This is a genomic window from Bordetella sp. BOR01, from assembly GCF_019218885.1.
Lineage (GTDB): Bacteria > Pseudomonadota > Gammaproteobacteria > Burkholderiales > Burkholderiaceae_B > Bordetella_A.
Genome location: NZ_JAHUWT010000002.1, coordinates 1,133,879 through 1,148,223, shown reverse-complemented (window position 1 = coordinate 1,148,223; position 14,345 = coordinate 1,133,879). Strand labels below are relative to the sequence as shown.

Annotated in this window: 13 protein-coding genes; 5 read left to right on the top strand and 8 right to left on the bottom strand. The window is 65.7% G+C overall.

What is annotated here, in order from left to right; all coding sequences use genetic code 11:
• Positions 1 to 36 precede the first annotated feature (36 nt).
• From KW845_RS13170 to KW845_RS13140, 7 genes are all read right to left on the bottom strand, one after another.
• Positions 37 to 1,116, bottom strand: a complete 1,080-nt coding sequence (locus tag KW845_RS13170; RefSeq protein ID WP_218369661.1) for an Ldh family oxidoreductase — start codon at positions 1,114 to 1,116, stop codon at positions 37 to 39.
• Positions 1,113 to 2,795 (bottom strand): ABC transporter ATP-binding protein, encoded by a 1,683-nt coding sequence (locus KW845_RS13165; protein WP_218369660.1) that lies wholly within the window; start codon positions 2,793 to 2,795, stop codon positions 1,113 to 1,115. Before KW845_RS13165 ends, KW845_RS13170 begins: the two co-directional genes overlap by 4 nt.
• A complete protein-coding gene (locus KW845_RS13160; protein WP_218369659.1) occupies positions 2,792 to 3,721 on the bottom strand; it encodes an ABC transporter permease in 930 nt (309 codons plus the stop codon). Before KW845_RS13160 ends, KW845_RS13165 begins: the two co-directional genes overlap by 4 nt.
• Positions 3,722 to 3,723: 2 nt before the next feature.
• Positions 3,724 to 4,638, bottom strand: coding sequence for an ABC transporter permease (locus tag KW845_RS13155; RefSeq protein ID WP_218369658.1), 915 nt, complete (start codon positions 4,636 to 4,638; stop codon positions 3,724 to 3,726).
• A gap of 81 nt (positions 4,639 to 4,719) precedes the next feature.
• Positions 4,720 to 6,231, bottom strand: coding sequence for an ABC transporter substrate-binding protein (locus KW845_RS13150; protein WP_218369657.1), 1,512 nt, complete (start codon positions 6,229 to 6,231; stop codon positions 4,720 to 4,722).
• A gap of 247 nt (positions 6,232 to 6,478) precedes the next feature.
• Positions 6,479 to 7,384: a 5-dehydro-4-deoxyglucarate dehydratase gene (gene kdgD / locus KW845_RS13145; RefSeq protein ID WP_218369656.1), complete on the bottom strand. Its 906-nt coding sequence runs from the start codon at positions 7,382 to 7,384 to the stop codon at positions 6,479 to 6,481.
• 63 nt (positions 7,385 to 7,447) lie between these two features.
• A complete protein-coding gene (locus tag KW845_RS13140) occupies positions 7,448 to 8,197 on the bottom strand; it encodes a FadR/GntR family transcriptional regulator (protein WP_218369655.1) in 750 nt (249 codons plus the stop codon).
• Positions 8,198 to 8,341: 144 nt separating this feature from the next.
• Between KW845_RS13140 and KW845_RS13135 the strand changes: the two genes are divergently transcribed.
• Both KW845_RS13135 and KW845_RS13130 read left to right on the top strand, forming a co-directional pair.
• The gene (locus KW845_RS13135) at positions 8,342 to 9,346 is read left to right on the top strand and encodes an ABC transporter substrate-binding protein (protein ID WP_218370025.1); all 1,005 of its coding nucleotides are present in this window, start codon (positions 8,342 to 8,344) and stop codon (positions 9,344 to 9,346) included.
• 109 nt (positions 9,347 to 9,455) lie between these two features.
• Positions 9,456 to 10,085 carry a LysE family translocator gene (locus tag KW845_RS13130; RefSeq protein WP_218369654.1) on the top strand — a complete coding sequence of 210 codons (630 nt, stop codon included), beginning with the start codon at positions 9,456 to 9,458 and terminating at the stop codon, positions 10,083 to 10,085.
• Between the two features lie 40 nt (positions 10,086 to 10,125).
• Here KW845_RS13130 and KW845_RS13125 read toward each other — a convergent pair whose 3' ends face one another.
• Positions 10,126 to 11,673, bottom strand: a complete 1,548-nt coding sequence (locus KW845_RS13125; RefSeq protein WP_218369653.1) for an argininosuccinate lyase — start codon at positions 11,671 to 11,673, stop codon at positions 10,126 to 10,128.
• A 343-nt stretch (positions 11,674 to 12,016) separates the two neighbouring features.
• On the opposite strand from KW845_RS13125, the gene KW845_RS13120 reads away from it, so the two are divergent.
• The 3 genes from KW845_RS13120 to KW845_RS13110 are packed head-to-tail and all read left to right on the top strand — an operon-like array spanning position 12,017 to position 14,333.
• Positions 12,017 to 12,754: a GntR family transcriptional regulator gene (locus KW845_RS13120; RefSeq protein WP_218369652.1), complete on the top strand. Its 738-nt coding sequence runs from the start codon at positions 12,017 to 12,019 to the stop codon at positions 12,752 to 12,754.
• Entirely contained in the window at positions 12,751 to 13,515 is a 765-nt protein-coding gene (locus KW845_RS13115; RefSeq protein ID WP_218369651.1) for an ABC transporter ATP-binding protein, read from the top strand. Before KW845_RS13120 ends, KW845_RS13115 begins: the two co-directional genes overlap by 4 nt.
• A complete protein-coding gene (locus KW845_RS13110) occupies positions 13,512 to 14,333 on the top strand; it encodes an ABC transporter permease (protein ID WP_218369650.1) in 822 nt (273 codons plus the stop codon). Before KW845_RS13115 ends, KW845_RS13110 begins: the two co-directional genes overlap by 4 nt.
• The last annotated feature ends 12 nt before the right edge of the window (positions 14,334 to 14,345 follow it).

The window sequence follows — 14,345 nt, the reverse complement described above, 5'->3', positions numbered from 1 at the left end:
CTCAATAGCACCGCGGCCGCGATGCGCGGCCGGCCTTCAACCCTGCAAGGCCGGCGGCAATGGCACGGCCAGTTGCCGGATCCAGGCATCGAGCCCCGCGCGGATATCGGCGCTGATGCTGACGCCATCGCGGCGCTGGCGCGCGGCGCGGGCCAGCGCCGCATCGCCGGGCACCCGCACCGGCCGCGCCGGATCGATGGGGCGCGCGGCGCGCGTGGCATCGGCCAGGGCCTGCATCTCATCCAGGAATATCTCGCGGCCCGCGAAAGCATCCGGGTCGATCACCTGCAACAAGAAGCCCTGGGCCTTCTCGCCCGACAGGCGGCCCAGTCCGGGCAGGCCCAGCGACATGGCGCCCACCAGCATCGCGATGGCATAACCCTTGTAGCCATGATTCATGCCTCCCAGCGGCAGGATGGTGCCGGGCGGCTCGGTCGCCAGCGCGCCCGGATCGTCGGTCACCTGCCCGTCCGCGCCCAGCAGGGCCGGCCACGGCAGCCGCTCGCCACGCGCCTGCACCTGCTTGACGAAACTGTTGCTGGTCAGCGACGTCGTGGTGTCGATCAGGATGGGCGTGCCGCGCGTGGGTATGCCGGCGGCGATGGGCTCGCTGGTCACCACGGGGTCCAGCCCGCCGAAGGGCGCCACCGAACACACCTTGGTATCGGTGGCCCACAACAGGCACAAATAGCCGGCCTCGGTCAGGTCGGGCAGGTATACCTGCAGGGCGCCGATATGCTGGCTATGGCGCACGGCAATGCTGACCATGCCTTGCTCGGGCACGCGCTGCCGGGCCGCCTGGATCGCCTGGTCCAGCACCCAGTGGCCCGGCAGCATGCCGGCGTCCCAGAGCAGGCAACTGCCCTTTTCCGACAGGCGCTGGATCTCGCCGCGGCGCTGCGTGGCGCCCTCGGTGATCTCTTTCAGGTAGCGCGGCAACAGCGCCAGCCCGTGGGTGGCATGGCCATACAGGTCGGCGTCGACCACGCGCCGCGCCACCACGGCCGCGATGGGCGCGTCGACATCAACGGCCAACAGGCAGCGTTGGGTGAACTCAATCAGCGCCTCGTAGGCGTAGCGGGTATCGGGCATGGAAGAATCGGTACGGAGGGTCATGCCAGCCAGGTGCCAGCGGCCGGCGCGTGATCATCGGTGCGCAGCCACTTGGGCTGCGGAGTGGCCGCCAGCAGGCTGCGGGTGTATTCGTGGCGGGGCTGCGTGAAAATGGCCGAGGTCGGCCCCTGCTCGACGATCTTGCCTTGCTGCATCACCATGATGCGGTCGGCAAACTGGCGCACGATGGGCAGGTCGTGGGTAATGAACACATAAGACAACCCCAGCCGCGTGCGCAGGTCGGCCAGCAGATCGATCACCTGTGCCTGGATCGACACGTCCAGCGCCGATACGGCCTCGTCGCACACGATCAGTTCGGGGTCGCTGGCCAGCGCCCGGGCGATGGCGATGCGTTGCCGCTGGCCACCGGAAAACTGGTGCGGATAGCGTGGCGCGTGATCCGGCTTCATGCCCACCAGTTCCAGCAGTTCGGCCACGCGGGCGCGCCAGCGGGACTTGGCCAGGATGTCGCCATGGATGGCCCAGGGTTCCGAAATGATGTCGTGCACGGTCATGCGCGGGTTCATCGAACCGAACGGGTCCTGGAACACCATTTGCACCTTGCGGCGGAACTTGCGCATCTGCCGCTCGTCCATCCGGAAGATGTCCACGCCGTTGTAATAGGCAGCGCCCGAGCTTGCATCGAACAGCCTGAGCAGCATCCGGGCGACGCTCGATTTGCCCGAGCCCGATTCGCCCACGATACCCACTGTCTCGCCGCGGCACACCTCGAAGCTGACATCGTCCACCGCGCGCAGCACCCGCTTGCTGGCAAATGCACCCGACGCCAGCGGGTACTCCTTGACCAGGTTCTCCACGCGCAGCACCACGTCCTGCGCCACGACGCCCGAACGGCGGTTCGATACGTCGGCCTGGTCGCCATGCGGCAGCGCCGCCGTCAGCATGCGCGTGTAGTCGTGCCGGGGATTGGTGAACACTTCGCGCGCGTTGCCGGCCTCGACGATCTTGCCCGCCTTCATCACGATGACCCGGTCGGCCATCGAGGCCGCCACTTCCAGGTCGTGCGTGATCATGATCAGCGCCATGTGGTGTTCGCGCTGCAGGTCGCGCAGCAGGTCCAGTATCTGCGCCTGCACGCTGACATCCAGCGCGGTAGTGGGCTCGTCGGCGATCAGCACGTCGGGCTTGAGCGCGATCGCCATGGCGATCATCACGCGCTGGCGCTGCCCGCCCGAGAACTGGTGCGGGTAGAAATCGACGCGCAGTTCAGGCTCGCGGATGCCGACGCGGCGCAGCAGTTCGATGGTCTGCTCGCGCGCCGCCTTGCCGCTGGCGGCGCCATGGCTCTGGAAGACCTCGGCGATCTGCCTGCCCACCGTATACACCGGGTTCAGGTAGGCCAGCGGGTCCTGGAAAATCATGGCGATCTTGCAGCCATTGATGCGGCGGCGGGCATCTTCGCCCAGGCGGGCCAGGTCTTGCCCCTGGAACAGGATGCTGCCCTGGACGATATCGCCCGGCGGGCAGTCCACCAGCCCCATCACCGTACTGGTGCTGACGCTCTTGCCCGAGCCGCTTTCGCCCAGTATCACCAGTGTCTCGCCCGGATGCACATGGAAAGACACATTGTCGACCGCGCGCACCGGCTCATCGTCCGACAGGAAGTCCACCGTCAGCCCGTCGATGCGCAGGATGGGCTGTGTGCTTGCTTCGGTATTCATCGCGCCGCCTTCTTCAGTTTCTGCAGCCGCCAGCGCTGCTGCGGATCGGCCGCGGTGCGGGCCCAGCTCGACAGGATATTGAGCGACAGCGTGGTCAGCATGATGGCCAGTCCCGGCCAGAAAGCTATCCACCATGCGGTGGACAGGTAGCCGCGCCCATTGGCCACCATCGCGCCCCAGGTGAATTCGGGCGGCTGGATGCCCAGGCCCAGGAAGCTCAGCGCCGATTCGGCCAGGATCACCGTGGCGAAATCGATGGCCGAGATGGTGATCAGCGTGGGCATCACCAGCGGTGCGATATGGCGCAGCACGATGCGCGCCGAACTGGCCCCCATGGCGCGCGCCGCGCTGACGAACATGCGCTCGCGCAGCTCCAGCACTTCGGCCCGCGCCGTGCGCAGGTAGACGGGCATGCGCGTGATGGCCAGCACGATCACCAGGTTGGTGACGCTGGGCCCCAGCGTATACAGCACGATCAGCGCCAGCAGCAGCGACGGGAAGCTCATGATGATGTCGGCGCCGCGCTGGATGACATGGCTGTACCAGCTTTCGGTATAGCCGGCCACCAGTCCCAGCAAGCCGCCCACCAGCATCGAGGTGAACACGGCGGCCGCGGCGATGCCCAGCGTATTGCTGGCCCCCACCACCAGGCGCGGCAGGATGGGCCGGCCCAGGGTGTCGGCGCCCAGCACATACAGCCAGCCGGCATCGATATTGAATGGCGCCATGTTGCGATGGCGCAGTCCCAGCTTGGTGGCGGCATCGCCCATCAGCCACGGGCCCAGCAGCGCGGCCAGCACCAGGATGGCCAGGAACACGGCGGCGGCCAAGGCCAGCTTGTCGCGCTTGAGATAATTGAACAGCACCCGGGCCCGCGGCGGCTTGGGCACGGAAGTCGATGGCACCACGGACGAAATGACTGACATGATCAATACCGGACGCGAGGATCGAGCACCGCATACAGCAGGTCGATCAGGATATTCAGGATGAAGATCGCGGTCGCGGTGACCAGGATCGTGGACTGCACGACGGCGAAATCGCGCTGGATGATCGAATCGATCATCAGCTTGCCGATGCCGGGCCAGCCGAACACCGACTCGACGATCACCGCGCCATTGATCAGGCCCGTGGCCAGGTCGCCCGCCACGGTAATGACGGGCAGCAGCGAATTGCGCAACGCATGGCCGAACACCACAGTATGGCGGGCCAGGCCCTTGGCGCGCGCCGTCTTGATATAGGGCGAGGCCAGCGACGACAGCATGGTGCCGCGCACCACCTGCACCAGCAGGCCGAAGGGGCGCAGCATCAGCACGAAGATCGGCATCACCCAGAATTCCCAGCCGCCTGTGCCGGAAGTCGGCAACACACCCATGCCCACCGCGAACACCAGGATGGCCACGATGGCCACCCAGAAATCGGGCGCGCTGGCGCCCGCCAGCGACACCACGGTGGCGATGCGGTCGAACAGGCCGCGCGGCCGGGCAGCGGCCAGCGCCCCCACCACGATGGCCAGGGTCAGCGACAGCAGCATGGCCACGAAGGCCAGCTTCAGGGTCTGCGGGAAGGCTTCCAGCGCCACAGCCATGGCCGAGCGGTGCTGGCGCATCGACTCGCCGAAATCCAGCCGCAGCAGGTCGGCCAGGTAATTCCAGAACTGGATGTAGATGGGCTGGTCCAGCCCGTTCAAGTGGGCGAAGGCGGCGCGCGCCTCGGGGGTGGAATCCAGCGGCAGGTACAGCGCGGAAGGGTCGCCGGTCAGGCGGGTCAGGAAGAACACCAGGGTCAGCAGACCCAGCATCGAGATAACGCTATAGGACGCCCGTCGTCCAAGATAATGCAGCATGATCGGGTCCTTGGCTTGCTTGGAAGACAGCAACCGGAAACGCCGCCCTGAAGGCCCTGGCGGCGTTTCCGGAAGGAAGCATCAGTTCTTGAACTGGATGTTCGCGAGGGGAATCTCGCTGTTCGTGGTGATGTCCGGTTTCCAGTCCAGGCGGTTACCCACGCGTGTGTATCCGATCATGTGGAACATCGGAATATCCGGCACGACTTCCGTGCGCATCTGGCGGAAGATCTTCTTGAAACCGTCTTCGCGCGCCTGGCCGGTGGCGGCCATCGCGGCGTCGATCTCCTTGTCCAGGGCCGGGTCGCTCATCGACGCATACTGGCCGCTGGAACGATAGAAGATCGGAATGGTGAACGCCGCATCGCCCTTGTTGTTGTCGTGCATCATCTGAACCAGGTTGGCACCGCGTTCGGCCGGAAACGGCTTCTGCAAATAGCGCGTCCAGTCGGCCACGTCCAGCATCACCAGCTTGACGTTCAGGCCAGCCGCTTGCCACATGGTCATCATGGCTTCCATGGCCTCGGCGCCATTCGGATAGATGCCGTTGCGGCCGATCAGCTTGATCTCGGTATCGACCTTCACGCCGTCGGCCTTGGCCGCCGCCACCAGCTTCTTGGCTTCGGCGGCGTCGTACTTCCAGGGCTCGAGCTTGTTGTCGTGCCCGATGATGCCCGGCACCACCATTTGCGAGGCACGCTGGATGTCGTCGCCGAACAGTTGGGCCAGGCCGTCCCAGTCGATCGCCAGGTTCAGCGCCTTGCGAATCCGCACATCGTTCAGCGGGGCCTGTTCGGCGTCGATACGGATGGCGGTGGTTTCCGAATTCAGGTAGGCAAAATCGGTCTTGGGATTCGAGGCATCCTGGATGGCGATGGACGGAGTCAGGTCGGCTTCGCCGGTTTCCACCATGGCCGCGCGGATCGACGATTCCTGGCGCCACACGTAGGTAGCCTTGCTCACCACCGGTTTCTTGCCCCAGTAGCCGTCGAACGGCTCCAGCACCACGGTCTGCGGCGTGAAGGTCGCCAGCTTGAAGGGGCCGGTGCCCACCGGGTCGTTCACCGCCTTGTCGACCGGGGTCTTGGGCGACACCACCATCACCACGCTCAGCAGCGTGGGCAGGATGGGCTGGGGCCGGTCGGACTTGATCTCGACCGTGTAGTCATCCAGCGGCTTGACCGTCAGCTTGGCATTGCCGAACTTGGCCATGTTGTTGCAGGTCAGTTTGCCGCCGGTCATGCGCTCGATGGAAAACGCCACCGCCTTGGCATCCAGGTTGGTGCCGTCATGGAACTTGACGCCCTCGCGCACCTTGAAGTGCCACGTCGTGGGATCGATCTGCTTCCAGCCCGTGGACAGCTTGGGCGTGGCCTGGCCGGTCTTGGCGTCGATCACCGTCAGGGACTCGGTGATGTTCTGGTTCAGCACCTGGCCGACGTTGGTCATGATGCTGCCGCAGGGCTCCAGGTTGGCGGGCTGTTCGGGCAATACGATGCGGATGTCGTGGTTGGCGCCTTGCGCCAGCACGGGGCTTGCCGCGCCGGCCAGAATGGCCGCCGAGACAAGTGAAACGATGCCTGCTGGATTCATGTCTTCCTCCGTTGGGGGTTATGCAACAGTCCTGCGTTGTTCTTGTCGGACGATTGCCTGCGGCGGGCCGCGAGTACTGCCTAGCCTGTGATGCCCTGCCTATTGCCAGGTGTCTGACTCCCGAAGGGTGTCAGACACCATGCGATTGAGACAGTCTTGGCACACGATGGTGTCAGGCACCTGCGGAGCCTGACACCTGGCATTACCCGGCAAAGTGCTACTTTCACCTTGGGGTAGTGCCATGGGTTCAGCTATTCACGCGCGCGATCAGCGCCTTCAGCATGTCTTTCTCTTGCGGGGTCAGGTTGGTCAGCGGCGCGCGCACCGGGCCTGGCGTATGGCCGATGAGTTCCACACCCGCCTTGATGATGGACACCGCGTAGCCCTTCTGGCGGTCGCGGATCTCGGCGAACGGGAAGAAGAAGCTGTCCAGTATCCGCGCCATGGTGGCTTCGTCGTTGGCGTTCAGGGCCTTGTAGAAGCGCAGTGCCAGCTCGGGCACGAAATTGAAGACGGCCGACGAATAGGTGCTCAACCCCAGGCCCTTGAAGCCCTGCGCGTACAGTTCGTGGGTAGGCATGCCGCCGATGTAGCTCAGCCGGTCGCCCAGCTTGGCGGTAATGTGGCGCACCAGTTCGGTCTTGCCGGTGCCGTCCTTGAAGCCGACCAGGTTGGGGCAAGCATCGGCCAGGCGCGCCACGGTGTCGGCGGTGGCCACCGAATTCGAGCGGTTGTACACGATGACACCCAGGCCCGTCGCCTCGCACACGGCCTTGACGTGCTGGTAGATGCCTTCCTGGGGCACTTCCATCAGGTAGTGGGGCAACAGCAGCAGGCCGTCGGCGCCTGCCTGCTCGGCGCGGCGCGCAATGTCCTTGGCCAGCTCGGTGCCGTAGCCGCAGCCCGAAATAATGGGCATGCTGCCCGACGCTTCCTTGGCGGCGCGTGTCACGGCGCCGATTTCCTGCGGTGTCAGCGAGAAAAGTTCGCCCGTGCCGCCGGCGGCGAACAACGCCGCCGCCTCGAAACCCGACAACCACGAGACATGCTTCTGGTAGCTGGGCAGGTTCAGGCTGAAGTCGTCATTGAAATGCGTGACAGGAAACGACAACAGCCCGGACGCGATACGAGCCTTGAGTTCTTGGGGGGACATGCGTGCCTCTCAGTGTCATAGTATGTATTTCCGACAAATCATATTATGACTTTTGAAAGCCCGTCAATCACTTTGCGCCACGGCCGGGCGGCGCCGGGTCAGCGAGCGATAACGCTGGATACCGATCAGCAGGTGGCGCCGCATTGCGTCGCGCGCGCGGTCCACGTCGCTGGCGAATATGGCCTCGGCGATCTCGGCGTGTTCGGCCAGGATGGTGTGGTCGCGGTTGGGCAGCGGGTCGTATCCGCCCATCACCGTGCGGAACTTCACCCGCGGGATCATGCGCCGGCCGATGTGTTCCAGGAAGGTCTTGAAGCGGCTGTTGTTGGTGGCCGCCGCAATCGCCATATGGAAGCGGAAGTCGGATTCGTCGGTGGATTTGCCTTCGGCCATGAGCTGGGCGAAATGGTCCAGCTCGGCCTGGATGGCGGCCTCTTGGGCGGGCGAGCTGCGGGCGGCCGCCAGCCCGGCGGCCTCGACCTCGATGCCGATGCGCAGCTCGAGCTCTTCGATGATGTCGGATATCTTGTCGGTGGCGTGCGAGAACAGCGTCAGGGTCTCGTCCGACTGCTGCGGCCCCAGCACGAACACGCCCGCCCCCTGGCGGGATTCCAGCAGGCCGTCGGCGCGCAGGGTGGCCACCGCCTCGCGGATGACCGTGCGGCTGAATCCGAATTTCTCTACCAGCACCTGTTCGGTGGGCAGCTTGTCGCCCGCGGCGTACATCCCGCCCTCGATCCGGGATCGAAGCTCGTCCGCCACCTGCGAAGAAAGCGTCTTCTTTCTTGCCTGGGCGGGGGGAGGTGCTTTCATAGTGTTCTCCTGCGGCACGGCGCGTAGTGACTCATCATATCACTTAGCCTATCCATCATATGATTAAAGAGGAAGTGTGTGCTTGCTATCATGGACCCTTTTTTTGCCACGGAAGACAGGGAACATAGATCGATGACTTATCGCATGCGCATCAACCGCATTTTGACCGCCGCCAGCCTGGCCGTGGGAACCGCACTGAGCCTGAACGCCCATGCGCAAGCCCCCGCCTGCGAACTGGACAGGCCCATGAAATTCGGTGGCATGAACTGGGAATCGAATCTGATGCTGGTCGGCGTGCAACGCTACATCGTCGAGCATGGCTACGGGTGCCAGACGGCCGTCGAACAGGGCGACACGCTGCCCATGTTCGCCGCCCTGCAGCGCGGCGACGTCGACATCAATACCGAGATCTGGATCACGCAGATGCAAAAACCCTGGGATGAGGCCATTGCATCCGGCAAGATCAAGCAGGTGGGCAGCGTCTTTACCGGCACCGACGGCTGGTATGTCCCGCGCTATACGGCCGAGAAATTCCCGCAGTTGCGCAACGCGGCTGACCTGAAGGGCCTGCACGAGGCCTTCATCGATGCCGAAGACCCCGACAAGGGCCGCATCTATGGCTGCGCGGTGGGCTGGACCTGCGGCACCATCAACGCCAACCTGCTCAAGGCCTTCAAGCTGCAGGACGAATACCTGGTGTATTCGCCGGGCAACGCGGCCGCGCAGCGCGCCGCCATCAGCTCGGCCTACAAGCGCAAGAAAGACATCGTCTTCTACTACTGGACGCCCACCTCGCTGATCGGCTCGCTGGACTTGGTGAAACTGAAGCTGCCGCCGGTCGACGAAAAAGCGCTGGCCTGCATCACCGACCCGCAATGCCAGGACCCCCAGCCCACCGGCCTGGCTTCGTACCCGGTGGTCACCGCCGTCAACAGCGCCTTCGCGCAACGCGCCCCGCAACTGACGGCCTTCCTGGCCCGCGTCAACGTGCCCGAAGACGTCCTTACCAAGACCCTGGGCCACATGGAACGCGAGTCACTGGAAATCGAGGATGCCTCGCTGTATTTCCTGCAGCAGTATCCGCAGATCTGGCGCAAGTGGGTACCGGAAGACGTGGCCGCGCGCGTGCAGCAGGCGCTGGCCGGCTGAAGAAAGCCCGGGGCGGGATAGCCTGCCCATCCGCCCCGGCGCGCGGCCATTGCCAATCCAGGCGTCTCTGCGATAGATTGGGACTCCGTTTGCGCAGCAGAATACCGGCATGTCTTCCAGCATCAACCTGTATCTCATCCTGGCGGCCGCCCTGGTTGCCGCGGGCAGCCCCGGCCCGGCCACGCTGGCCATCGCCGGCACCTCCATGGCGCACGGGCGCCGCACGGGCCTGGCATTGGCATCCGGCGTCACCGCCGGGTCGCTTTGCTGGTCGTGCGTGGCGGCGTTCGGGCTGGGCGCGGTCATGCTGGCCCATGCCTGGCTGTTCGAGGCCGCCCGGTACCTGGGCGCCGGCTACCTGATCTTCCTGGCATGGAAGTCGGCCCGGCAGGCCCTGGCGCCGGCCACCCCGGCGATGCCCGGCCCGGCCGGCGCGCCCTCGGGCCGCCGCGCCTTCCGCCAAGGCCTGGCGCTGCACCTGACCAACCCCAAGGCCATCCTGTTCTTCGGGTCGCTGTACTCCATCGGCGTCCCCAAAGACGCCTCGGCAACCGACCTGCTGTGGATCATCGCGGCGGTCGGCATCCAGGGCGCCCTGGTGTTCCACGGCTATGCCCTGCTGTTCTCGAACCGCCGCATGATCAACTGCTACCTGCGCCTGCGCCGCGCGTTCGAAGCCGTATTCGCAGTGGCATTTGCCGCGGCAGGCATCAAGATCCTGACTACGCGCGGGTCCTGAGGCGTTGCGCCGCCCCGGCCACACGACCCGGCACCGCTAGCTAGCGCGCCTGCCCGCCGGCCACCAACTGGTCGAACTGCTTGTCCAGCTCGGCCAGCGAATTGCTGATGTGGGCGCGCCGTTCCTTGATCCAGGCATCCTGGGCGGCCAGGCGCTCGCGCGCTTCCTTCAGCATGCGCTGCATTTCCGTCGGCTGCGGGCCGCCCACCGTGGCGCGGTGCTGCACGATGGCCACCGGATCCAGCGTGGCGCGAAACTCCGCTTCGCTCATGGGCAGCTCGGCCGGATACTTCGATCCCTTGACGGCCTCTTCATAGATGCGGCGCGCCTGGTCGTAGGGGAAGTCCAGCGGCTTGATATTGTTGGCCTTGGCGTAGCTCACCACTTCAGAAGCAAAGTGGTGCCCGACACGGAACGGCAGCTCGTACTTGCGCATCAGCACGTCGGCCAGTTCCTGCGAGGCGGTCCAGTCGCTGTTCAGTTCTTCCAGCGCGCGCTCCGGGCTGATCACCATGGCTTTCAACACGCGGTCCCAGCGCTTCAGGACGCTGATGCCGCTGTCGACCATGGCGGAATTCTGCTTCACGCTCTTGGGGTCGCTCATGCCCGGCGTGATGTTGTGCGTCTGGATCACCGGCCCCATGGCCAGCGTCACGGCGGTCGACGCATCGCTGCGCGTGTCGTTCAACAAGCCCGGATTGCGCTTCTGCGGCATGGCGCTGGATACATAAGTATTGCCGCCGCCCTCTTCCAGCAGGATCCACGGACGCGATTGCGCATACTGGGTCATCACGTCTTCGACGAAGTTGCCGGTGTGCAGCGCGATGCTGGTCACGATGGACGCGACTTCCACCGGCTGGTCCATGGATGAAATCTGCGAGGCATCGTAGGCGTTGTCCACCAGCGCCGTGAAGCCCAGGTACTGGGCCATGCGCTTGCGGTCCAGCGGCCAGCTGGTGCCATTGAGCACGGTGGTGCCCATGGGCGACCGGTCGATGCGCGCGTAGGCTTCGCGGATGCGTTGCGCATCGCGGTCCAGTGCCGCGGCGTGGCCCAGCAGATAGTGGCCGTAGCTGTTGGGCTGCGCCGCCACGCCGTTGGTGTAGTTGGGCACCACGGTCTCGACATGCTTGGCGGCCAGGTTCACCAGGGTGGTGGACGTGGCATCGAGCTGGTCGGCCAGGTCCAGCAGCTTGTCGCGCAGGATCGCGCTGCGATAGGTGGCATGCATGTCCTGGCTGGAGCGGCCCGCGTGCAGCAGCGTCACGTCCTCGCCCGCCGCCTTGATCAGCAAGGGCTCGAACGTAATGACCGTGGCCGGCCGCTTGGCGCCGGGCCGGTTGCCGTCTTCGATCACCTTGGCCACGCCCGCGGCCAGGCGGGGCGCCATGGATTTGTCCAGCAGGCCCTCGTCGGTATTGATGACGGCGGTGGCCTTGTTGATCTCGCCCAGCCAGAAGAAGGCATCGCGGGGCGGCTGCTGGGCGGCGGCGGCCGGGCTCGCGGGTTGCGCTTGCTGGGCCTGGACGCCGGCGGCAATGAATGACAGGGCCAGCGCCAGGCCCAGGGCGGTCAGGGGATGTCTCATGGAATTCTCGTTATGTGGCGAAGCGGATAGTGTAGCGATGCGGCCGTCCGCCGGAAAGCGATGCGTCCCCCAGGTGTCAGGCTCCGCAGGTGCCTGACACCATGGTATGCCACCCCTGTCTCAACAGTACGGTGTCAGGCACCCTGACGGGAGCCTGACACCTGGCAAAGACCCCCGCCAGCTGAACCGCTCACTGAGCTGCCCACAAAAGGCATATGCATAGGAATTATTCTTCGTTCGCGATGGCGGTTGCCCTACCTAGAATGAATCGGTAGACGGATTTGTGCTGCGCACTGAGCTGCTCACCGCAGCCTGGCGCAGGCACCCGAAACCGGCAATCGGCATGAACGATACAACCACCCTCTCCTCTTTGCCCGCAGCATCCACGGCCCTCAGCCAGGGGGACGATGCCTATGCGCGCCTGCGCGGCGATGTGATCTCGTGCCGCCTGCCTCCGGGCGCCATCGTGACCGAACCGGAGCTGATGGCTGCGTACGACATCCGCAAGACAAGCTGCCGCATCGCGCTGACCCGCCTGGCGCAAGAGGGCTTTGTGCGTTCGCGGCCGCGCAAAGGCTATCAGATCGCACCGATCACCCTGCGCGACGTGGAAGAAGTGTTCCAGCTGCGCGCCCAGATCGAACCGCTGGCCGCGCGCCTGGCCGTGGGCCGGGTCGACCTGGACCACCTGCGCACCCTGGAAGCCGCCTGCCGCCTGCAGCACCCGGTGCTGCACCTGAACGACCAGATCGACGTCTTCATGGACGCCAACAAGGCTTTTCACCTGGCCATCGCGCAGGCCAGCGGCAACGAACGGCTGCACCGCCTGCTGGCCGGCCTGCTCGACGAGATGTCGCGGCTGGTGGCACTGGGCTTCGGCGTGCAGAAGACCAAGCCCGAGATCAAGCACGACCACAACGCGCTGATCGACGCCTTTGCGGAAGGCGATGCGCGCCGCGCCGAGCTGATCGCGCGCCGCCACATCGAGACCTTCCAGGCCATGACACTGGAAAAGCTGTATGCCAGCCTGGCCGAGACCGGCGCGGCCATTCCCGTGAAGGGCCCCGGGAGCTGGCGATGACTGCATCAGTGATCACACGCGCGCCCGTCGCGGCACGCGCGCCTGCCGCGGCCGCGCTGCAAGTCGACAGTGTGTCGCACCATTTCGGCAGCCTGGAAGTACTGCGCAACGTCTCGTTCAGCGTCGCGCCGGGCGAGATCGTGGCCTTGCTTGGCGCCTCGGGCTGCGGCAAGAGCACGCTGCTGAACCTGGTCGCCGGCCTGGAGCCCTTGCAGCAAGGCCAGATCGGCCTGCCCATGGCGGCGTCCCTGGGCTACATGTTCCAGGAAGACCGCCTGCTGCCGTGGCGCAACCTGCGCGACAACGTGGCATTCGGCCTGGAAACCTCGGGCCTGCCCAACGCGCAGCGGCGCCAGCGCGCGCTGGACACGCTGGCGCTGGTGGGCCTGGACGGCTTCGCCCAGGCCTGGCCGCACGAGCTGTCCGGCGGCATGCGCAGCCGCGCGGCACTGGCCCGTACGCTGGTCATGCAGCCCGACCTGCTGCTGATGGACGAGCCATTCTCCAAGCTCGATCCCCAGACCCGCTCGCAAATGCATGAAGAGCTGTTGCGCATCCAGGCCGCGCGGCGCGCCACCATCCTGTTCGTGACGCACGACGTGGAAGAAGCCGTGGTACTGGCCGATCGCATCGTGCTGCTGGCCCCGCGCCCGGGCCGCATCCGCGAGATCGTGCCGGTAGACTTGCCGCGCCCGCGGCAGCCCACCGATCCGGACGTGGCCGAGACCACGCGCCACCTGCGTCTGAAGGTGCAGCCATGAGCAGCGCGCCCCAATCCACCTTGCAACCGGCTGGCGTGGTGCGCCGCGGCGGCCCCCAGGGCAAGCCGGGCTGGCCTCGGCTGGTACTGTGGCGCGCCCTGCTGCTTGCCGCCTTCCTGGCCTGCTGGTATGCGGCGGCCAGCCGCAGTCCCGCCTTCATCCTGCCTGGCCCGGAAAAAGTATGGCAGGCGCTGCTCGGCTTGATGGCGGGCGAGCGCTTCGTGCACGACGTGGGCATGACGATGTACCGGGTCGTCATGGGATTCCTGCTGGCAGCACTGGTGGGCACGCCGCTGGGCCTGGCGCTGGGCGCGAGCCGCTGGCTGGCCGAAGTGTTCGAGCCGCTGCTGGCCGTGCTGAACACGGTGTCATCGGCCATCTGGGCGGTATTCGCCATTATCTGGTTCGGCATCTCCGACGCCACCACGATCTTCGTGGTGTTCATGACGGCCATGCCGCTGATCCTGACCAATGTCTGGCAAGGCGCGCGCAACGTCGACAAACAGTTGGTGGACCTGGCCCGTTCGCTGCGCCTGTCGCGCCCGCGCATCCTGCTGCGCATCCACCTGCCATCGATCCTGCCTTACTTCTTCTCGGGCGCGCGCCTGGCATTCGGCTTCGGCTGGCGCGTCAGCCTGGTGGCCGAAACGCTGGGCGCCTCCGATGGCATCGGCTACCGCCTGCGCCAGGCGGCCGACCTGGTGCAGACCGACCAGGTATTCGCCTGGACCCTGTTGCTGGTCGTCCTGATGCTGCTGCTCGAAGGTGGCGTGCTCAAACCCCTGGAACGGCACTTGTTCCGCTGGAAACCTCATTGACCCCGACGGAGT